The following is a 20,561-nucleotide window of genomic DNA, read 5'->3' as shown; positions in this document are numbered from 1 at the left end:
AGCCATCAACCTGCCACGACGATATTCACGATCTTGCCCGGCACCACGATCACTTTCTTGATCTCCTTGCCCGCCACGAAGCTCGCCACGTTCGCATCGGCCAGTGCCGCGGCTTCGACGGCTTCGCGCGCGGTATCCGGTGCGACTTCAATCGTGCCGCGCAGCTTGCCGTTGACTTGTACCGCCAGGGTCAGCGCATCGCGTACCAGCGCGGCCGGATCGTGCCGTGGGAACGGCAGATCTTCCAGCAGGGTTTCCGGATGACCCAGCGCCTGCCACAGCGCGTGGCTGATATGCGGAGTGATCGGGTTCAGCAACAGGACGATGGCCTCGAATGCCTCATGGCGCACCGCGCGACCCATGTCGGACATGTCGTTGAACTTGCCGACGTGGTTCAGCAGTTCCATCAGCGCGGCGATCGCGGTGTTGAAGCTGTGGCGGCGGGCGTAATCGTCACTGACCTTCTGGATGGCTTCGTGGATATGGCGACGCAGGGTTTTCTGCGCGGCATCCAGCGCATTCGCATCCACTTCCGGATGATCGGGCTGGGCCACGTGCGCATGCACGTCGCGCCACAGCCGGCGCAGGAAGCGCGCCATGCCTTCCACGCCGGATTCGTTCCATTCCAGCGACTGCTCCGGCGGCGCGGCGAACATCGAGAACAGGCGCACGGTGTCGGCGCCGTACTTGTCGACCAGCAGTTGCGGGTCGACGCCATTGTTCTTCGACTTCGACATCTTCTCGGTACCGCCGATCAGCACCGGCAAGCCGTCGATGAGCGACTTCGCGCCGGTGACGCGCATGCGCTCGTCATGTTCGAGTTCGACGTCGGCCGGATTGATCCATTCCTTCGCGCCGTGCTCGTCTTCGCGATAGAACGTGTCGGCGATCACCATGCCCTGCGTGAGCAGGCGCGTGGCCGGTTCGTCGCTGTCCACCAGCCCCGCGTCGCGCAGGAGCTTGTGATAGAAACGGAAGTACATCAGGTGCAGGATCGCGTGCTCGATGCCGCCGATGTACTGGTCGACCGGCAGCCAGTAGTTGGCGCGCCCGTCCACCATGTCCGCCGCACCCGGCGAGGTGTACCGCGCGTAGTACCAACTCGACTCCATGAAGGTGTCGAAGGTGTCGGTTTCGCGTTCGGCCGGGCCGCCGCAGCTCGGGCAGGTGGTCTTGCGCCATTCGGGATCGGACTTGATCGGCGAATGCACGTCGCCGGAGGCGAACGCATCGGCCACGTCTTCCGGCAACAGCACCGGCAACTGGTCTTCCGGCACAGGCACCGCACCGCAACTGGCGCAATAGATCACCGGGATCGGGCAGCCCCAGTAGCGCTGGCGGCTGACGCCCCAGTCGCGCAGGCGGAAATTGACGCGGCGTGCGCCGGTGCCGTCGGCTTCGAACTTCGCCGCCAGCGCATTGAACGCGGCATCGAAATCCATGCCGTTGTAGTCGCCGGAATTGATCAGGAAACCGCGCTCGGTATAGGCGCCGTCTTCCTCGATGCCGCGCAGGTACTCGCGCACCACTTCGACGGCGGCATCGGTGTCGTACACATCCAAGGCGGCATGCGCACCCAGCGCGGCCTGCATCGGGTCGGCGTGGTCGCGCACGTCGACGGTGATCTCGCCCAGCGCATCGCGCACCTGCAACGGCGCGATCACCGGATGCACCGGCAAGCCATAGGCCTTGGCGAATTCCCAGTCGCGTTGGTCGTGCGCCGGCACCGCCATCACTGCGCCGGTGCCGTAGCCCATCAGCACGAAGTTGGCGACGTACACCGGCACGTCTTCACCTGTAACCGGGTGGATCGCCCACAGGCCGGTGGCCATGCCGCGCTTTTCTTGCGTCTCCAGCTCGGCTTCGGACACGCCGCCCTGCTTGAGGTCGGCCAGGAATGCGGCCAGTTCCGGATTGTTGGCGGCGGCCTTCAGCGCCAGCGGATGTTCGCCGGCGATGCTGATGAAGGTCACGCCCATGAGCGTGTCAGGGCGGGTGGTGAACACGGTCAGCGGTTCGGCTTCGCCATCGACGCGGAACTGGATTTCCAGGCCTTCGCTGCGGCCGATCCAGTTGCGCTGCATGGTCTTGACCGAATCCGGCCAGCCCTCCAGCGTGTTGAGATCGTCCAGCAACGCCTGCGCGTAATCGGTGATGCGCAGGAACCACTGCGGGATCTCGCGCTTTTCCACCAGCGCACCGGTGCGCCAGCCGCGGCCGTCGATCACCTGTTCGTTGGCCAGCACGGTCTGGTCGACCGGATCCCAATTGACCACCGAGTTCTTGCGGTAGGCGATGCCCTTCTTCAGCAAGCGCACGAACATGCGCTGCTCGTGCATGTAGTAATCCGGCTTGCAGGTGGCGAACTCGCGGCTCCAGTCGATCGCGTAACCCAGCGACTTCAGCTGGCCGCGCATGTGCTCGATGTTGGCGTAGGTCCACTTCGCCGGCGCGGTCTTGTTCTTGATCGCGGCGTTCTCGGCCGGCAGGCCGAAGGCATCCCAACCCATCGGCTGCAGCACGTTGTGGCCGGTCATCCGCTTGTGGCGGCTGATCACGTCGCCGATGGTGTAGTTGCGCACGTGGCCGACATGCAACGCGCCGGACGGGTACGGCAGCATCGACAGGCAGTAGTACTTCGGCTTGTCGGACTGCTCGTTCACCTCGAACGCGCGGGTGTTCGCCCAGAACGACTGGGCGGCGGATTCGACGGTGCGGGGATCGTAGGCGACGGGTTCGGCGGACACGGCAAACAACGCTGGAAACGGGCCGGACAGCCTACCGCAGCGCAGCATCCGCCGCCATGCGCGCGCGTTGCGTGGCACCATCCGGAATCACCCCGGGGGAACCGCCATGCGCCATCGCCTGCTCGCTGCCGCCCTGCTGTCCACGTTGGCCCTGCCCGCGTTCGGTGCAGACACCGCCCTGCACTGCGGCAAGCTGTTCGACAGCCGCAGCGGCAAGCTGCTGGGCGCGCATACCGTGGTGGTCCGCAACGGCAAGGTGGCCGAGGTGCTGGCCGGCCGCGCGGAAGCGGTGGCCAATGCGACCGCGATCGACCTGACCGATCGCACCTGCATGGCCGGCTGGACCGACCTGCATGTGCACCTGGGCAGCCAGTCCAGTCCGCAGAGCTATTCCGAAGGCTTCCGCCTGGATGATGTCGACTTCGCCTTCCGCAGCGTGGGCTATGCCGAAAAAACCCTGCTGGCCGGCTTCACCAGCGTGCGAGACCTGGGCGGCGACGTGACGCCGCACCTGCGCGATGCGATCAACCAGGGACTGGTGAAAGGACCTCGCATCTGGGCGGCGGGCAAATCCATCGCCACCACCGGCGGCCACGCAGACCCGACCAATGGGCTGAACTCCGAGCTATCGCACCTGCTCGGCCCGCCCGGACCCACCGAGGGCGTGATCAATTCCATCGACGATGCCCGCCAGGCCGTGCGCCAGCGCTACAAGGACGGCAGCGACGTGGTGAAGATTACCGCGACCGGCGGCGTCCTGAGCTACGCCAAATCCGGCGATGCGCCGCAGTTCACCGTGGATGAGGTGAAGGCGATCGTCGATACCGCCAACGACTACGGCTACAAGGTGGCCGCGCATGCACACGGCGAGGAAGGCATGTATCGCGCGGTGGCCGGCGGGGTGACCAGCATCGAGCACGGCAGCTACATGAGCGACCGGGTAATGGCGCTGATGAAACAAAAAGGCACCTGGTACGTGCCGACGTTGTATGCGGGCCGGTTCGTGGCCGAAAAAGCCAAGATCGACGGTTACTACCCGGAGATCGTGCGGCCGAAGGCCGCGCGGATCGGGGCACAGCTGCAGGGCACTGCGGCAAAGGCCTACAAAAACGGGGTGAAGATCGCCTTCGGCACCGACATGGGCGTGGGCCCGCACGGCGACAACGCGCGCGAATTCCTCTACATGGTCGAAGCCGGCATCCCGCCTGCGTATGCGCTGCAATCGGCAACGATGCTCGCGGCGGAAGTGCTGGGTGTCGATGACCAGGGCGTGGTCGAGGCCGGCAAGCGCGCCGATATCATCGCCATGCCGGGCGACCCGCTGGCCGACATCGAGAACGTCATGAAAGTGGATTTCGTGATGAAGGACGGCGTGGTCTACAAGGAGCTCGCGCGATGAGCCTTGAGTGGATGGGCTACGTGGCCGCCACCTGTACCACCCTGTCCTTCGTGCCGCAGGCGGTGAAGACCATCCGCAGCCGCGACACCTCCGGCATCTCGCTGTGGATGTACGTGGTGTTCACCTTCGGCATCGCCTGCTGGTTCGGTTACGGCATCTTCCTGGAGTCGTGGCCAATGATCGTCTCGAACGCGATCACCTTCCTGCTGTCTTCGACGATCCTCGGCTTGAAGTTGAAACACGGCTAGCCACGCTGCTGCAAGCCAGCAACCACCAGCCGAACCACAACGCGAAGGCCAGGCGCTGGGCGATGCCGACCCACAGGCCGATCGGCGCGAGCACTGCCAGCAGCGGCACCAGCGCGGCGGCGGCCACGCAGGCCAACGCGAAGGCGATGCCGCCCCTGGCGCCAATTGCCAACAGCAGCGCACCGGGCACGAACGCGATCCACCACAGCATCCACGCAAGCGCGTGCAAGCGGCTTGCGCTTGAATCCGTGTCCATCGGATCCAGCGGAAGCAACCCCTGCGCCGCGAATGCCAACGCCGACAACTGCACCAGCACGATACCGATGCGCGCCAACCAGCCGGCATCGCCCAGCCCACTGCGCAAGCGAAAACCTGCGCAGACCAGTAGCGCACCCGGCAGCACGAACGCCAATACATTGAAGGCCAACGCCCAAGGCAGGCCGGCGCTGCCGCGCAATGCCAACGGGTGGATCAGGTGCGAATACTCCGGCACGCCGAGATTGGCGGTCACCAGGGCCAGCGCGAGCAGCGCGGCGGCGATCCATTCGGGGCGGCGGACGATGGCGATCATCGACAGGTCTGCTTGAACTGCGTATCGAGGAACGCTTCCATCTTCGGGAATTCGTCCAGCGGTTCGCTGTGCCCGCCCTGCACCACCAGGTGCTCGGCGGTGTGGCGGAAACCATGCGCCTTCAGCCGCTGCATCATCGCATCGCTCATTTCCTTCGACGGCCATCCCTCGTCCTGCGAAGCGGACACGAAGTAGACCGGGCCGTTGATGTTCTCCACCGCGATCGCCGCGCGTTGCATCGCCGCGTCGTCCTGCATGATCGTTTCGAACGCGCCGCGCAGGTTGCCCACCAGCAGGTCGGGCGTGGCGCTCCAGGTCATCGGCACGAACGGCAGCGGCTTGTCGTGGAAGGAGAAGCCAGGCGTGGTCATGGCATCGGTCAGCGCCGGGAACACCGCGCTGCCGGGCACGATCGCCACTACCGCCTTGATGTCGGGATAGTGACTGGCCAGCAGCAAGGCGAGTTCGCCGCCGCGCGAACCGCCGATCACCGCGATGCAGCGACCGTCCACGCGCGGGTCCTGCGCGGCTTTCATGATCGCCGCGTGTATGCCGTCCAGCGAGATGCGATCCAGGTGTTCGGGCGAATTCGGCGTGCCGAAATAGCCGAGTGCGAGCATCGCGTAGCCCTGGTCGAGGAAACGCTCGCGCTGCTTCTTCCAGCGTTCGCTGGCCCACGGATTGCCGCCCTCGCTGCCGCCAAACCCGACCAGCAACGGACGCTTGTCGCCCTCGCGCGCGAACAGTTCCACGTCCACCTGTCCGTGCCGTTGCGGCAGCGTCACGGTATCGAAGCGCTCGACCACCCACCACATGTACGCAGCCAGCAGCAGGATCAATGCGGCCACCACGCCCAGCGTCCATTTGACCAAACGCAGCCCCTTGCCAGGCCCCTTGCTCATGCCGGTTTGCTCCAGTGGAAGACGTCTTCGATACGCACGCCCAGTGCATCGGCGATGCGGAACCCTAATTCCAGCGACGGCGCGTAACGCCCCGCTTCCAGCGCGATGATGGTTTGCCGGGTCACCCCGCAGGCGTCGGCCAGCGCCTGCTGGGTCATCTCGCCACGCGCAAAGCGCAAGCGGCGGATGTCGTTGCTGATCGTGGTGCCAGTCATTGCCTGTCGCGCCAGTGCAGCCAGGCCACCCGCGCCTCGCCCGCCACATTGGCCGCCAATATCGGCAACAGCAGCAAACAGGCCACCTGCAGCGGCGCACGCACGGACTGGATCAGACCCGGCAGGAATACCCAGACGAGGCCAAGCGCCACCAGCGCCAGTTCCAGCAGACGCTTGGCCAGGTAATCGCCTTGTGCACGGATCGCGAGATCGCGCTCGTCTTCCGCCACTTCCCGGTAACCACGGCTGCTTTCGATGAAGCGGCGGCGGAACAGCGGGAAGAAGGCCACGATCACCGCGTACATCGCGAACCACAGGTAGGCAGCCCAACTGCCGCGCATCGAACCCAGCGACACGCCGCCCAGCACCATGATCGCGGCCAGGCCCATGCCGATCTGCGCCCAGGCGGCCTTTTCCGCATTCGACGGCGTCGCGCCGTCCAGCCCCGGGCGCTGCGCACGCATCTGCACTGCGCCTGACACCGCGATCAGCAACAGCATCGCGCCACCAAAGACCAGATGCAGCGCAGGTTCCGTCGCGCCCACCGCCATCACCATGACGCCGATCACGGCAAGCAGCGCGAACGCCACCCAAAACCATGCCTGTCTGTTGTTGATCGAGCCTTGCATAGCGTCGTCCTGCTTTTCGATTGGTTTGCTTGGATGGATGCGGGTCATGGCTTGTCCTTCGAAAGCACAGTCCGTCATGCCGCCGCCCGGCGATCCCGCCAATACAACAGCGCCGCCACCAGCTGGTCGAACCACAGCCCGCACAGCAGGGTCAGCATCAGCGTCTGCGCGATGAGGGGATAGCTGAATTCGCGCAGGCGTTCGGTGTCGCTAAAGCCCAGCAACACCGCAATGACGATCACGCAAATCGTGGTAGCGCCACGCCCCCAGCGGCTGGCGATGAGGTCGATCTGGGTATCGCGTTCGTCCGTCAGCACCTTGCCGGCCCAGCGCCGTTTCAACACGTAGGCCAGCACCAGCCAGGCGATGAACAAGCTGCCGCTGCCGCTGTCGCCGCCGTCCCTGTCGATGTCCGGATTCTGGCCAATCGGAATGTGTGGCATGAACACATGCAACCTCAGCACCATGGTCACGATCACCGCGCCGACGAAGACCACCCCGATCCACGCCTGCCATTCGCCATAGGCGATGACGGCCTCGCCTTCGCTGTGCGGGACGCGGTACACGGCATCCACGCAGAACCACACCGCCACCACGAACAGCAGGGTGCCCACCCAGCCCAGCGGCAGGCCCATGTCGCGATGTTGGCCACCGAAGAACAACGCCAAGCCGACACCTGCCAGCAGCAGGCAGATGGTCAATTGATTGCGCGGGGACAGGCCCTTCATCGATGTAACTCACACCAGACGTAATGTAATGTGTAATTTACATTCGATATTTCCGATGTCAAGTATTTTTTACATCGCCTTGTGAACACGTCCCAACGCCGCCATGTTCATGCCATCGCAAAGAACAGACCCGCCATGACCGACGCCATCCAGCCGCACGTATTCGACGCCACCGCCGCGACCTTCGAGGACACAGTGATCCGCAAATCGCTGGACACCCCGGTGCTGGTGGATTTCTGGGCGACCTGGTGCGGCCCGTGCAAGACGCTTGGCCCGGTGCTGGAAAAACTCGCAGCCGACTACAACGGCGCCTTCGAATTGGCCAAGGTCGACGTCGATGCCGAACAGGAGCTGGCCGCCGCCTTCCAGATCCGTTCGGTTCCCACGGTGATGCTGGTCAAGGACGGGCAGTTGCTCGATGGCTTCCCCGGCGCGCTACCGGAAGGCCAACTGCGCGAATTCCTCAAGCACCACGGCATCGAACCTGCAGCTGCGGTGGAAGAACAGGCCGCGGAAGAAACCGCCGCGCCGCCGGTCGATCCGCACGAGGAAGTGATGCGCCTGCGCAAGGCCATCGAAGCCGAACCCGACAAGTCCGAACTCAAGCTGGACCTGGCCCTGGCCCTGTTGCAAACCGGCGCCGCGACCGAAGCAGAACACCTGCTCGACGCCCTGCCCGCCAACCTGGCCACGGACGAACGCACGGTCAAGGCACGCGCGCGATTGGATTTTGCCGCCCTGCTGAAGGACGCGCCGCCAGCCGAAGTGTTGGAAGCCGCCATCGCCAGCGACCCGGCCGACCTGCGCGCCCGCCACCTGCTGGGCGTACGCAAGCTGGTGGGTGGCGATGCCGAAGCCGGACTTTCGCAGTTCATCGAAATGCTGCAACGCGACCGTGCCTATGGCGACGGACTGGCGAAGAAATCGCTGATCGACGCCTTCCGCGTGGTCGAGGACGAAGACCTGGTCGGACGCTACCGGCGCAGGATGTCGTCGCTACTTCTGGTTTGACATACAGTACGCATGCGTATGGTAGGCTGCATCAACATCGCAGCCCACTTGAACGCATGAAGCCAGCTGTCCTTCGCCACGGCATGAACCTGTGGCCACCCTTCCTGTTTTCCGGCATCCACGTCACCGAGATTTCCCCGGACTGGCGTCGCGTCCGCGTCGAATTGCGCATGCGCCCGTGGAATCGCAACTACGTGAAGACCCACTTCGGCGGCAGCCTGTTCGCGATGACCGATCCGTTCCGGATGATCCCGGTGCTGCAGTGCCTGGGCCGCGACTACATGGTCTGGGACAAGGCCGGCGAGATCGAATTCGTGAAGCCCGGGCGCGGCACCGTGCACGCCGTGTTCGAACTGGACGATGCCGTGCTGGACGAACTGCGCGCCGCAACTGCCGACGGCGAAAAAGTGCTGCGTTGGTTCGATGCCGACGTGGTGGATGAACGGGGCGAGGTCGTCGCGCGCACGCGCAAGCAGTTGTACGTGCGTCGCAAACCGGGACGCTGATCATTCCTTCGTGACACGAACGCGGCGTATCCTTCGGCCGAAACGTCCGGGGAAGACGCCTTGTCCAGCAACGAATACCCGCAGATCGACGGTTATCGCATCCTGCGCGTGATCGGTCATGGCGGCATGTCCACCGTGTACCTCGCCGAACAGGCCTCGCTGGGCCGCAAGGTCGCGCTGAAGGTGATGCTGCCGGAGGCGCTGGCGGATGAAGTCAGCCGCGGCCGCTTCGAGAACGAGGCGCGCATCATCGCGCGGATGGAGCACCCCAACATCGTCGGCATCTTCGACGTGGGGCGCACCGCCGACGGCCTGCCGTTCTATTCGATGCCTTACCTGGCGCGCGGCCACCTAGCCCAGCGCAACCTGCGCGGCGACCAGCAGAAAGTCGCGGCCGTGCTGCGTGCATTGCTGCCCGCACTGGACTACGCGCATGTACGCGGCGTGGTGCATCGCGACGTCAAGGCGGAAAACGTGCTGTTCGACGATGCCGACCGCCCGCAACTGGCCGACTTCGGCATCGCCTTGCGCCGCGGCAGCAATCCGCGCCTGACCACGACCGGGCTTGCGGTTGGCAGCACCGCCTATATGCCGCCGGAACAGGCGCGCGGTGGCGAGGTCGATCGCCGCGCAGACCTCTACAGCATCGGCGTGTTGACGTGGGAGATGCTCAACGGACGCCTGCCGTACAACGCCGGCGATGCATTGTCGATGGCGCTCAAGCACGTTCAGGATCCGGTGCCGCGAATGCCCGCGGCGCTGAAGCATTGGCAGGGCTTCATCGACAAGTCACTGGCCAAGCAACCCGGCGATCGCTTCGCCAGTGCGCAGGACATGCTGGATGCGCTGGGTGAACTGGAAAAACGCGCAGGCCGCAATTTCGGGGTCGTCGAAGTCCCGCTGCCGGCAGACGACACCGCACATGCGCCAATCATACGCTTCACCGGCTGGAAACCGTGGACCCTCGGCGCCGCCGCAGTGGCGGCGCTGGCGTTCGGCATCGTCCAATTCATGGACGGTCGAGGCGGCCCTGCGGCCACGCAAGAGATCGTCGGCACGGATGCGCCAACCACAGGCGAAGCCCTGCCCACCCCCGCCTCGGACGCGCAAACTGGCCTGTTCGAAACGACGCCGGGGGCGGATGCCGGCGGCATCGGCGCCTATCTCGCCAACGCCGAGCAGCAATTGCGCGAAGGCCACATCATCGCCCCACCGAACGGCAACGCCTGGGACAGCCTGGATGCCGCATGGCGGGTCGACGCGACCCATCCGCAAACCCAGGTACTGACCGCACGCCTGTTCGACGCATTGAGCGAATTGGCCGAACAAGGCCTGCGCGATGGCGACACCGGCGCATCGCATCTCGCCTACGAACGCGCGCGCCAGCTCGACGTGCGCCGTGGCGGCAGCGGTAGCGCGATGGTGTTGCTACGCAAGCGGCTGGATGTCGCATTGGGTGAGCGCGTCGACATGCTGGTCACGAAGCAGGATCGCAACGGCACCGAAGCTTTGCTCGCCGGCATGCGCTGGCTGGGCCTGGATGCTGCGCGCAGCCAGGCACTGCAGGCCAAGGCCGCCCGCTTGCCTGCCTCGACTGCCTCGGCAACGGCAACCCTTCCGGCACGCAATGGCTCGCAAGCGACGGACACCAGTGTCCGCGTGGTTAGCCGCGCCGACTATGCGGCCTTCGCCAATGCCACGGGCCGAACACCCGCCGATTGCGGACGGCGTAACGGCTTTTTCGGCCCCAAGCGCGACTGGAGCAAGGTCGGCAGCGATGGAGCCCCAGTGGTCTGCGTTTCTGCCGTCGATGCGGAAGCCTATGCCGTCTGGCTGGGCAAGCGCGAGAAACGCCGTTATCGACTGCCTAGCCCCGGTGAGATGAAGGCGAGTGCAACCACGCCGGTGTCGGGCTGGACCACCCTGTGCGGCGACAGCACCTGTGGCAAACGCATCGCCAGCGGCAAGCCGCGCGCGCTCGACGCCAATCGTGGCTACGCCGACATCGGCATCCGCCTGGTACGCGAGGGCTGAGCCCCATCGCGCCTACAATGCGCGCATGTCGACACCTCCCGCTCCACTCGCCCAACGCCTGCAACGCCTGTTCCTCACCGGCCTGCTGACCCTGCTGCCACTGTGGCTCACGTGGGTGGTGGTGAAGTTCGTGTTCATGCTGCTGAGCGATGTCAGCCGGCCATTGATCGAGCCTTCGCTGCAAGGCATCGCCGCGCGTAATCCGCAATCGTTCGGTTGGTTGGTGGAGCCTTGGGTGCTGGGCGCAATCGGCCTGGTCGCAACGGTACTCACCATCCTGCTGGTCGGCTGGCTGGCGCGACGGGTCATCGGCCAGCGCCTGCTCAAGTGGTTCGAGGCGCTGGTGGCGCGCATCCCGCTTGCGAACACGATCTACGGCAGCGCGCGTAAATTGCTCGACATCCTGCAGACCAAACCCGATGGCACCCAGCGCGTGGTGCTGATCGACTTCCCGCATGCGGAGATGAAGACGCTGGGTTTCGTCACTCGCGTGATGCGCGAACAAGGCACCGGGCGCGAACTGGCGGCGGTGTACGTGCCGACCACGCCGAACCCGACCTCCGGCTACCTTGAAATCGTGCCGATGGAGAAGATCACGCCCACGGAATGGACGGTGGACCAGGCGATGAGCTTCATCATCAGCGGTGGCGCAGTAGCGCCGGATGCCATTCCGTTCTCGCCGCCGGCATACCGGCCGCCGGCACCACCATCGGAACCGGCCAAGCCGTGATCAAGCTGCTCGAGGACCGCGCCACCCGGCTGTTCATCGGCTTGGCCGCGTTCTTCTGCGTCAACGCGGTGCTGGCGGAGTTCATCGGGGTCAAGATCTTCGCGCTGGAAGACACGCTGGGCATCGCGCCGCTGCAGTGGAACCTGTTCGGCCAGAGCGGTTCGCTGAACTTCACCGCCGGCACGCTGCTGTGGCCGATCGTGTTCATCATGACCGACACGGTCAACGAGTATTTCGGCAAGCGCGGCGTGCGCATGATCAGCTGGTTGGCCGCGGCACTCATCGTGTACGGCTTCGTGTTCGCCTTCGTGGCGATCCATCTTGCGCCCGCATCCTGGTGGGTCGGCGTGGCCAAGGACCAGGGCGTGCCGGATTACCAGGCGGCATTCGCCGCGGTGTTCGGGCAAGGCCTGTGGACGATCTGGGGGTCGTTGATCGCGTTCCTCATCGGCCAGCTGATCGACGTGCACGTGTTCCACCGCATTCGGCGCGCTACCGGCGAACGCCATGTCTGGCTACGTGCAACCGGCTCCACCGCGGTCTCGCAACTGGTCGACAGCTTCGTGGTGCTGTACATCGCCTTCGTGATCGGCCCGCAGCACTGGCCGACCTCGCTGTTCCTCGCGGTCGGCACGCTCAACTACGCATACAAGATGCTGGCGGCGATCGCGCTGATCCCGCTGCTGTACCTGGCGCGTGCCGGCATCCATCGCTACCTCGGCAAGGAACGCGCGGCGGAGCTGCGCCGGCACGCGTCCGAAGATTGATCCCGCGAAACAAAAGGGCCGGCAATGCCGACCCTTCTGCACATCGAGTGTGACTCGCCGATCAGGCGCGCGTGCCACGCGGCGCGTTGCGCTTGCCGGCATACGCGGCCTGCCCGCCCGCACGGTGCTGCTTCGGACCGGCGTGGGTGGTCGGACGCGCTGCGGGACGCGCGTGCGGACGCGCGGCCGGGCGACCCGGCGGGCGCTGGCCACCGCCACCGCCGTTCTTCGGGATCGGCGTATCCAGGCGGATCGGCTTGCTCGGCGCGAAACCGGGCACCACGTCCATCGTCAAATCGACCTTCAGCAGGCGCTGGATCTGCCGCAGCAGGCCGCCCTCTTCCGGCGACACCAGCGACAGCGCTTCGCCCTGCGCGCCGTTGCGACCGGTGCGGCCGATGCGGTGCACATAGTCTTCGGCGACCATCGGCAGGTCGTGGTTGATCACCAGCGGCAGGTCGGGGATATCCAAGCCACGCGCGGCCACATCGGTCGCCACCAGGATCCGCGCCTTGCCGGACTTGAAGTCCTTCAGCGCTTTCTGGCGTGCGGCCTGGCTCTTGTTGCCGTGGATCGCGACCGACGGCAGGCCCGCTTCTTCCAGCTGCTCGGCCAGGCGGTTGCAACCGTGCTTGGTCTTGCCGAACACCAGCACTTGGTCGGTGTGGCGCTGCGACAGGATCTGGATCAGCAGGTCGCGCTTGCGCGAGCCGTCGACCGGATGCGCACGGTGGGTGATGGTTTGCGCAATCGTGTTCTGCGCCGCCACCTGCACCTGCTGCGGGTTGTTCATGAACTCGAGCGCGAGTGCCTTGATCTGCGCCTCGAACGTGGCCGAGAACAGCAGGGTCTGGCGCTGCTTCGGCAGGCGATTGAGGATTCGCTTGATCGCCGGCAGGAAGCCCATGTCCAGCATGCGGTCGGCTTCGTCCAGGATCAGCACTTCGACAGCGTCCAGCTTCACGCTGCCGCGATCCAGGTGGTCGATCAGGCGACCCGGGCAGGCCACCAGCACGTCCACGCCGCGACGCAGCTGGTCGATCTGCGGCTGCATGCCCACGCCACCGAACAAGGTGGTGACATTGAGCTTGAGGTGGCGGCCGTAGGTCTTGAAGCTGTCGGCCACCTGCACTGCCAGTTCGCGGGTGGGCACCAGCACCAGCGCGCGCGGCTTGCGCGGGCCGGCCGGCGGGGTCAGCTTGGACAGGTGGTTGAGCACCGGCAGCGCGAACGCGGCGGTCTTGCCGGTACCGGTCTGGGCGCCGCCCAGCACGTCGTGGCCGGCCAGGATCAGCGGGATCGCCTGTTCCTGGATCGGGGTCGGGGTGGTGTAGTTGTTGTCGGCAAGCGCGCGCAGCAAAGCAGGCGCAAGGCCAAGGGTTTCGAACGTCATTTGGAACTCCGGTTTTGCAAACCCACGCGCAAGGCGTGGGCGAACCCGAGCGTTCCTGCTGGACCTGCAAGCAAGTCCAATCCGCGCAACGAGTCGACGATGGCACGACGCCGGAACATCCGGGCCGTGTCTGCGCGACGAAAGGCGTACGGGAAGAAAGCCGCGTGAGCGGCCGGCTTGATCAGGAAAAACGCGCCCCATCAAGGAACAGGGGAGATCAGCCGTGCGCAGAACAGCGCGCATAGTACGCGAAAACCGGCCCGACTGCTGCAACGCAACAACACCCAATGCCTGGCGTTCAGGCTCTTCCGCCAAATCGGCCCGCGTGACACTCTTGCCACCATCTTCAGGATGGTGACGACATGAAGCCCGAAACCCGCCTTGCCCAATGGCTGATGGCCAGTGTGTTCATCGTGATGGGCGGTTATCGCCTGTGGCAGGCCTTGCAAGGCGCCCCCACATCGAATGCCACCCTGGGCTTCAGTGCCGCGGAATTCGTGCTGGGCGTGCTGATCGCCGCCGGCTGGCGGTTGCGGCTGATGGCCTTGCTCGCCGCCGCACTGATGCTGGTGGACGCTGGCATGTCGCACAAATTCTGGCTACTGAAAGGTGCCGAACAAGGCGCGCAGCTGCTGCATTTCATGAAGAACATCGGTTTCGTCGGCGGCCTGTTGCTGCTTGCCAGCGTCGCCACTGGCAAGAGGCGCTGAGATGATCAATTGGTCGCGCGAGCCGGTCCTGCGCCAGGCCGGCGAGCAACGCAGCCATGTCGGCATGGTCGAGCTGTTCTACGACCTGGTCTTCGTGTTCGCGATCACCCAGCTCTCGCACGGGCTACTCGAGCATTTGACCCCGCAGGGCGCGCTGCAGACCGGCCTGATGTTCCTCGGCGTGTGGTGGATCTGGATCTTCACCACCTGGTGCACCAACTGGCTCAACCCGTCGTCCACCGCGGTCAGGCAACTGCTGTTCGCATTGATGCTGTTGGGAATCCTGATGTCCGCGGCATTGCCGCGTGCATTCGCCGATCGTGGCCTGGTATTCGCGCTGGCCTATGTCGCACAACACCTGGTGCGCACGCTGTACATGATCCGCGCCTTCAGCCCGCGTACCAGCCACGGCCGCAACTTCGTCCGCGTCTTCCTTTGGCTACTGGCCTCCGGCGTGTTCTGGGTACTCGGCGGCCTGGCCGACACCGAGGCCCGGCTGGCGTGGTGGGCGATCGCGATCGGCATCGAATACCTCGGCCCCATCGCCTTCTTCCGCGCGCCAGGCCTGGGCGCATCGACGACTGCCGACTGGGACGTGGATCCGCATCACATGGGCGAGCGCTGCGGCCTGTTCGTGATCATCGCGCTGGGCGAATCGTTGCTGATCACAGGCGCCACCTTTTCCGGCCTGGAATGGGATCAGCCACATATGCTGGGTTTCCTGGCCGCATTCTTCGGCACGGTGGCGATGTGGTGGCTCTATTTCGATTCCGGCTCCGGGCGCGCCGTGCACCACTTCGAAAATGCCGCGGACCGTGGCTCCGTTGCGCGCCTGGCTTATACCTACCTGCACATCCCGATCATCGCCGGCATCATCCTGTGCGCGGTTGCGGATGAACTGGTACTGGTGCACCCGGACCATGCAGACAACATGGGCATCGCCATCATCCTGGGCGGCCCATTCCTGTACCTGCTCGGCAACATGCTGTTCAAATGGGCGACCAACCCGCGCCGCTTCCCGCCGTTTTCGCACATGGCCGGCCTGGCCATATTGGTTGCGCTTTCCGTGCCGGCATTCGGTCACATGTTCAGCGCGCTGGCGCTGGGCTGGCTCACCACCACAACCTTGGTACTGGTGGCGCTATGGGAATGGTTCTCGCTGCACAGGAAGCAGGCATAGCGCTCAACGCCGGATTCGCTGCGGCTCCATCGCCTTGACCGAGCCGTCGATCAGCTTGTGCAGCACTTTCGCATCCACGTCGGCAAGCTTCTTCAGGTACAGGCAGCTCTTGCCGGTCTTGTGCTTGCCCAACTGCGCCATCAGCTCGGTAAAGCCGTCGAAGCCCGGCATGATGTACAGCGTCAGGTCGTTCTTGCGCGGCGAGAAACCGACCAGCGGCCATTCCTGCGGCTTCTTCGTGCTGTTGGTATAGGCATAGCGGCCGAAACCGACGATGGCCGCGCCCCACATCTCGGCGCGCTCGCCGGTGGACGCTTCCATCATCTGCACCACGGCTTCGCAATCAACGCGACGCTCGTCGGTCTGTTGCGCCAGGAATTCCGAAACCGACACCGTGGTCGGGCGTGTCTTCGATTCGCTCATCCGCCGCTCCTCACACCTGTAATGTCATGCCGGGCCGTACCAATACTGCCTCGATGCCGTCGCGCTCGCCGATCTCGCCCGCCAGCGCCTCGCGCGCCTTGTCTTCGCCATGCACCAGCGCCAGCGCCGGCTTGGGTTCGAAGTGGCCGTACCACTCCAGCAACCCGTGCTGGTCGGCATGCGCCGACAGCCCGCCCACCGTGTGTACCTGCAGGTTGACCCGATAGTCGCGGCCGTGGACGCGCACCCATTTTGCGCCATCGACCAGCCGGCGTCCCAGCGTTCCCGCGCCCTGGTAACCGACGAACACCAGGTGCGCCTCGCGCCGTCCGAGGTTCTGCTTGAGGTGGTGCAGGATTCGCCCGCCATTGGCCATGCCACTGCCGGCGATGATGATCGCGCCGCGTTCGACCTGGTTGATCGCCATCGACTCCTCGGCACCTTGGGTGATGTGCAGGTTGGGCAACGCGAACGGATTCGGCTTTCCGCGCCACACCGCCTGCGCTTCCTCGTCGAACAGCTCATGGTGATGGCCATAGACCTGCACCACCTTGCCGGCCATCGGGCTATCCAGGAAGACCTGCCAACGCGACAAGTTCCACTCGTCCCAATGCTTGGCAAACCAGTACAGCAGTTCCTGCGAACGCCCCACCGCGAATGCCGGGATCAGCACGTTGCCGCCATCGCGCCAGGCTTCGTCGAGGATGTTGCCGAGTTCGACGATGGTTTCGGCGCGATCCTTGTGGTTGCGGTCGCCGTAGGTCGATTCCATCAGCACGAGGTCGGCTTCGCGGATCGGCGTCGGATCGCGCAGGATCGGCGTGCCCTTCGGGCCGAGGTCGCCGGAGAACACCAGCTTCTTTCCATCGGCCCATAGCTCGACGATGCTGGAACCCAGGATGTGGCCGGCATCGCGGAAGGCGATCTCGATGCCGTCGAAGATCGCCTCGCGCGTGTCGTACGGCAGCGTGCGCACCTGCGCCATCGCATCGGCGACATCGTCCTTGGTGTACAGCGGTTGCATTTCCGCCTCGCCATGCTCGCGCCGACGATTGAAACGCTCCGCATCGCTTTCGGCGAGCGATGCCGAATCCAGCAGCATGATCGACATCAGCTCTGCGGTCGCCTCCTGCGCCCAGATCGCGCCGCGGAAACCACGCTTGACCAACAACGGCACGCGGCCGATATGGTCGATGTGCGCGTGGCTGACCACCAAGGCATCGATGCTGTCCACGTCGAACGGAAACGGATCGGCATTGCTGGCCTCCATTTCCGCGCTGCCCTGCGACATCCCGCAATCCAGCAGGACATGCTTGATGGCGCCGGGTTTGCCGGCCTCGACCAGGTGCAACGAGCCGGTGACCTCGCCGGCCGCGCCGTGGAATTTCACGCGCATCGATTCGCTCCGTTCACGAAAGTCCCGAGCGTACCAGTGCCACGACTTCCGGCAGGTGACGACCCCAGCCACTTCGGGCATGGTGCCGGGATTCGTCACCCAGGGGATTCCCCATGCGCCTGTTGTCCCTGGCCTGCGCGATCGCGCTGGGCCTGAGTTCCGTCGCCGCCGTCGCCGCCACGCCCGCCGCCAAGGTGCCCGGCAGCGAGGCCATTGTCAGCAAGACCCTGACCAACGGCCTGAAGATCATCGTCTGGCCCGACCACGACATCCCCAACGCCAACTACTACACCTTCTACAAGGTCGGCAGCCGCAACGAATATCCGGGCATCACCGGGCTCGCGCATTTCTTCGAGCACATGATGTTCAACGGCACTACCAGGCGCGCGCCCGGCGAATTCGACCGCACCATGGAAGCCGCCGGCGGCAGCAACAACGCCAGCACCAGCAACGACCTGACCATCTATACCGACTGGTTCCCGAGCAGCGCGCTGGAAACGATCTTCGACCTGGAAGGCGACCGCATGGCCAACCTGTCGTTCGACCCGAAGGTGGTGGAAAGCGAGCGCGGCGTGGTCTACAGCGAGCGCCGCTCCAGCGTGGACAACGACAGCTTCGGCACCCTGCTGGAGCAGATGCAAGCCACTGCGTTCACCGCGCATCCCTACCAGTTCCCGACCATCGGCTGGCCCAGCGACATCGAGCACTGGAAGTCCGATGACCTGAAGAAGTTCTTCAAGACCTATTACGCGCCGAACAATGCGGTGCTGGTGATCGCCGGCGACGTCGACCCGGCGCAGGTGTTCGCGCTGGCCGACAAATACCTGGCACCGCTGCAGAAACAGCCGGAACCGACGCCGATCACCACCGTCGAACCCGAACAGCAAGGCGAACGCCGGATCGTGGTGGAGCGCGCCGACGCGCAATCGCCGATCGTCGCCTACGCCTTCCATACCGGACTGGGCGCAGGCAGCAAGGACTATCCGACGCTGGAACTGTTGACCACGATCCTGTCACAGGGCGATTCCTCGCGCCTCAACCAGCGCCTGGTCGAACAGGAGCAGGCCGCGGTGCAGGCCGGCGCGTTCGCCGACCAGGGCTTCGATCCGGGGTTGCTGACTGTCTACGCGATGCTGCCGCCCAGCAAGGATGTTGCCGGCGACATGGCGAAGGTCGAAACCTTGCTGGACGACGAGTTGGCGAAGGTCGCGCGCAATGGCGTGACCGCCGCTGAACTCGACAAGGCGCGCAACTTGAAAGCGGCCTCGTTCTGGCGTGGCATGGCCACGATCAATGGCAAGGCGCGCGCACTGGGCGCAACCGAGGTGTTCAAGGGCGATTACCACAAGCTGTTCGATACCGCGGCCGCGTACGACGCCGTCACCGCCGCCGATATCCAGGCGCTGGCGAAAAAGATCCTGCGCGTGCAGAACCGCACCACCGGCTTGCTCAAACCGGTCGCCGCCGCACCCAGCGCGGACAACAAGGAGGCCGCGAAATGAAGTACTTCCGCACTATTTCCATCGCGCTGGTCGCGGCATTCGCTTTCAACGCCGCCACTGCAGCCGACATCAAGTTGCCCGACTACCAGACTGTGACGCTCGACAACGGCGCAACGGTGCTGCTGATGCCGCGCAAGGACGTGCCGTTGATCGCCGCCAATATCGCCGTGCGCGGCGGTGCATTGGCCGATGCGCCCGGCAAGGAAGGCACCGCCGACCTGCTGGGCGAAATGTTGTCGAAGGGCGCGGGTTCACGCGACGCGCTGCAGTTCGCGCAGACCGTGGATGGTGCCGGCGGCAACATCGGCTTCGGCAGCTCGCGCGAGGCGATCGTCGCCAATGCGCAGTTCCTGTCCAAGGACAGCGGGCTGATGCTGTCGCTGCTCGCCGATGCCTTGCTGCGACCGAAGATGGAGGCCGCGGAATTCGACAAGTTGCGCAAGCGCGCCATCGACGGCATCGCCAACGCCAAGGACTCCGACCCGCGCCAGCTGATCGGCCTGTATTCCGGTGGCTGGCTGTTCCGCGGGCATCCTTACGGGCGTTCGACCGGCGGCGACGAAACCAGCCTCGCCACCATTTCGCTGGCCGACCTGCAGGCCTTCCGCCAGCAGCAGATGGGCGGCGATCGCCTGGTCATCGCCATCGCCGGCGACTTCGATGCCAAGGCGGTGACCGCGCAGGTGAAGCAGGCGTTCGGCGGCTGGGCCAAGGCCAGCGGCACGCTGCCGCAGGTCGAAGCGAAGGTGCGCGAAAGCGGCCGCCGCGTGTTGCTGGTGGACAAGCCGGGTGCGACCCAGACCTACTTCGCGCTGGCCAACATCGGCAGCAAGCACGGCGATCCGGCGGAAGCCGCGCAGGACCTGGTGCAGACCGCGTTCGGTGGCCGCTTCACCTCGATGCTCAACACCGAGCTGCGCATCAAGACGGGCCTGACCTACGGCGCCAGCGCACAAGTGCAGCGGCCGCAGCAGCCGGGCGCATCGGTGATCAGCAGCTTTACCAAGACCGATTCGACCAAACAGGCGATCGACCTGGCCATCGCCACCCTCGACCGCCTGCACAAGGACGGCCTGGACGCGACCACCATCGATTCCGCCAAGCACTACGTCGCCGGCCAGTTCGCACCCGATCTTGAAACCGCCCCGCAACTGGCCGCGCAACTGGTGCAGATGACGCTGTACGGCGATACGCGCGATGCCATCGATGGCTACCTCGGCAGGATCGCCGCCGCCACCCCGGCGCAGATCGCGGAAGCCGGCGCGGTGTTCCCGGACAGCAAGGACCTGGTGATCGTCGCCATTGGCGATGCCGCCAAGATCCGCGACACCATGAAGGGCTACGGCCCGCTGACCGAAATGAAGTTGACCGACCCGCGCTTCACGCCCTGACCCTCAAACCGGGTTCGCCCCGGCATGACCTGTGGCACCCGCTGGCGCACGCGCCAGCGGCTACAGTCGCGCGACGTTG

General features: G+C 65.2%; 20 protein-coding genes. 11 read left to right on the top strand and 9 right to left on the bottom strand.

All coding sequences use genetic code 11. The features are described from left to right. Positions 1–5: 5 nt before the first annotated feature. Positions 6–2,747 carry a leucine--tRNA ligase gene (gene leuS / locus G7079_RS05520; RefSeq protein WP_240906250.1) on the bottom strand — a complete coding sequence of 914 codons (2,742 nt, stop codon included), beginning with the start codon at positions 2,745–2,747 and terminating at the stop codon, positions 6–8. 106 nt (positions 2,748–2,853) lie between these two features. Here leuS and G7079_RS05515 point away from each other — a divergent pair, with 106 nt between their 5' ends. Then, positions 2,854–4,146 (top strand): amidohydrolase family protein, encoded by a 1,293-nt coding sequence (locus G7079_RS05515; RefSeq protein WP_166056313.1) that lies wholly within the window; start codon positions 2,854–2,856, stop codon positions 4,144–4,146. Further along, positions 4,143–4,394 carry a SemiSWEET transporter gene (locus G7079_RS05510; protein WP_166056311.1) on the top strand — a complete coding sequence of 84 codons (252 nt, stop codon included), beginning with the start codon at positions 4,143–4,145 and terminating at the stop codon, positions 4,392–4,394. The genes G7079_RS05515 and G7079_RS05510 overlap by 4 nt, the downstream gene beginning before the upstream one ends. Here the strand turns inward: G7079_RS05510 and G7079_RS05505 are convergent. The 5 genes from G7079_RS05505 to G7079_RS05485 are packed head-to-tail and all read right to left on the bottom strand — an operon-like array spanning position 4,342 to position 7,439. Beyond that, complete coding sequence (locus tag G7079_RS05505; protein ID WP_166056309.1) at positions 4,342–4,965, bottom strand: DUF998 domain-containing protein; 624 nt, start codon at positions 4,963–4,965, stop codon at positions 4,342–4,344. The two genes, G7079_RS05510 and G7079_RS05505, sit on opposite strands and share 53 nt — an antisense overlap. Then, positions 4,962–5,867: an alpha/beta fold hydrolase gene (locus G7079_RS05500; RefSeq protein WP_166056307.1), complete on the bottom strand. Its 906-nt coding sequence runs from the start codon at positions 5,865–5,867 to the stop codon at positions 4,962–4,964. The genes G7079_RS05505 and G7079_RS05500 overlap by 4 nt, the downstream gene beginning before the upstream one ends. Continuing rightward, positions 5,864–6,082: a helix-turn-helix transcriptional regulator gene (locus G7079_RS05495; RefSeq protein WP_166056305.1), complete on the bottom strand. Its 219-nt coding sequence runs from the start codon at positions 6,080–6,082 to the stop codon at positions 5,864–5,866. Before G7079_RS05495 ends, G7079_RS05500 begins: the two co-directional genes overlap by 4 nt. Next, on the bottom strand, positions 6,079–6,759 hold the full coding sequence (locus tag G7079_RS05490; RefSeq protein WP_166056302.1) for a hypothetical protein: 681 nt from the start codon (positions 6,757–6,759) through the stop codon (positions 6,079–6,081). The genes G7079_RS05495 and G7079_RS05490 overlap by 4 nt, the downstream gene beginning before the upstream one ends. Before the next feature lie 26 nt (positions 6,760–6,785). Beyond that, positions 6,786–7,439 (bottom strand): hypothetical protein, encoded by a 654-nt coding sequence (locus G7079_RS05485; RefSeq protein ID WP_166056300.1) that lies wholly within the window; start codon positions 7,437–7,439, stop codon positions 6,786–6,788. A 135-nt stretch (positions 7,440–7,574) separates the two neighbouring features. Here G7079_RS05485 and trxA point away from each other — a divergent pair, with 135 nt between their 5' ends. Genes trxA through G7079_RS05460 form a run of 5 tightly spaced genes read left to right on the top strand, consistent with a single transcriptional unit; the run spans position 7,575 to position 12,487 of the window. After that, on the top strand, positions 7,575–8,450 hold the full coding sequence (trxA, locus tag G7079_RS05480) for a thioredoxin (RefSeq protein ID WP_166056298.1): 876 nt from the start codon (positions 7,575–7,577) through the stop codon (positions 8,448–8,450). 56 nt (positions 8,451–8,506) lie between these two features. After that, entirely contained in the window at positions 8,507–8,956 is a 450-nt protein-coding gene (locus G7079_RS05475) for a DUF4442 domain-containing protein (protein WP_166056296.1), read from the top strand. 60 nt (positions 8,957–9,016) lie between these two features. Beyond that, the gene (locus G7079_RS05470; protein WP_166056294.1) at positions 9,017–10,990 is read left to right on the top strand and encodes a bifunctional serine/threonine-protein kinase/formylglycine-generating enzyme family protein; all 1,974 of its coding nucleotides are present in this window, start codon (positions 9,017–9,019) and stop codon (positions 10,988–10,990) included. A 25-nt stretch (positions 10,991–11,015) separates the two neighbouring features. Next, positions 11,016–11,720: a DUF502 domain-containing protein gene (locus tag G7079_RS05465; protein WP_166056292.1), complete on the top strand. Its 705-nt coding sequence runs from the start codon at positions 11,016–11,018 to the stop codon at positions 11,718–11,720. Next, positions 11,717–12,487 (top strand): queuosine precursor transporter, encoded by a 771-nt coding sequence (locus tag G7079_RS05460; protein ID WP_166054341.1) that lies wholly within the window; start codon positions 11,717–11,719, stop codon positions 12,485–12,487. The genes G7079_RS05465 and G7079_RS05460 overlap by 4 nt, the downstream gene beginning before the upstream one ends. Positions 12,488–12,548: 61 nt before the next feature. Here G7079_RS05460 and G7079_RS05455 read toward each other — a convergent pair whose 3' ends face one another. Continuing rightward, positions 12,549–13,880: a DEAD/DEAH box helicase gene (locus tag G7079_RS05455; protein ID WP_166056290.1), complete on the bottom strand. Its 1,332-nt coding sequence runs from the start codon at positions 13,878–13,880 to the stop codon at positions 12,549–12,551. Positions 13,881–14,242: 362 nt separating this feature from the next. Between G7079_RS05455 and G7079_RS05450 the strand changes: the two genes are divergently transcribed. Together G7079_RS05450 and G7079_RS05445 are read left to right on the top strand one after the other, a co-directional pair. After that, positions 14,243–14,590 (top strand): hypothetical protein, encoded by a 348-nt coding sequence (locus G7079_RS05450; protein WP_166056287.1) that lies wholly within the window; start codon positions 14,243–14,245, stop codon positions 14,588–14,590. Between the two features lies 1 nt (position 14,591). Next, positions 14,592–15,770, top strand: a complete 1,179-nt coding sequence (locus G7079_RS05445) for a low temperature requirement protein A (protein ID WP_206203249.1) — start codon at positions 14,592–14,594, stop codon at positions 15,768–15,770. Between the two features lie 3 nt (positions 15,771–15,773). Here G7079_RS05445 and G7079_RS05440 read toward each other — a convergent pair whose 3' ends face one another. Together G7079_RS05440 and G7079_RS05435 are read right to left on the bottom strand one after the other, a co-directional pair. After that, a complete protein-coding gene (locus G7079_RS05440) occupies positions 15,774–16,193 on the bottom strand; it encodes a DUF1801 domain-containing protein (protein WP_166056285.1) in 420 nt (139 codons plus the stop codon). Positions 16,194–16,203: 10 nt separating this feature from the next. Then, positions 16,204–17,589 carry an MBL fold metallo-hydrolase gene (locus tag G7079_RS05435; protein WP_166056283.1) on the bottom strand — a complete coding sequence of 462 codons (1,386 nt, stop codon included), beginning with the start codon at positions 17,587–17,589 and terminating at the stop codon, positions 16,204–16,206. Between the two features lie 113 nt (positions 17,590–17,702). Here G7079_RS05435 and G7079_RS05430 point away from each other — a divergent pair, with 113 nt between their 5' ends. Both G7079_RS05430 and G7079_RS05425 read left to right on the top strand, forming a co-directional pair. Continuing rightward, entirely contained in the window at positions 17,703–19,091 is a 1,389-nt protein-coding gene (locus G7079_RS05430) for a pitrilysin family protein (protein ID WP_166056281.1), read from the top strand. Beyond that, positions 19,088–20,482: a pitrilysin family protein gene (locus G7079_RS05425; protein ID WP_166056279.1), complete on the top strand. Its 1,395-nt coding sequence runs from the start codon at positions 19,088–19,090 to the stop codon at positions 20,480–20,482. Before G7079_RS05430 ends, G7079_RS05425 begins: the two co-directional genes overlap by 4 nt. The last annotated feature ends 79 nt before the right edge of the window (positions 20,483–20,561 follow it).

This window comes from Thermomonas sp. HDW16, from assembly GCF_011302915.1.
In the GTDB taxonomy this organism is placed as follows: Bacteria; Pseudomonadota; Gammaproteobacteria; order Xanthomonadales; family Xanthomonadaceae; genus Thermomonas.
The sequence above is the reverse complement of the archived record's forward strand: the minus strand, read 5'-3'. Positions and strand labels throughout refer to the sequence as shown.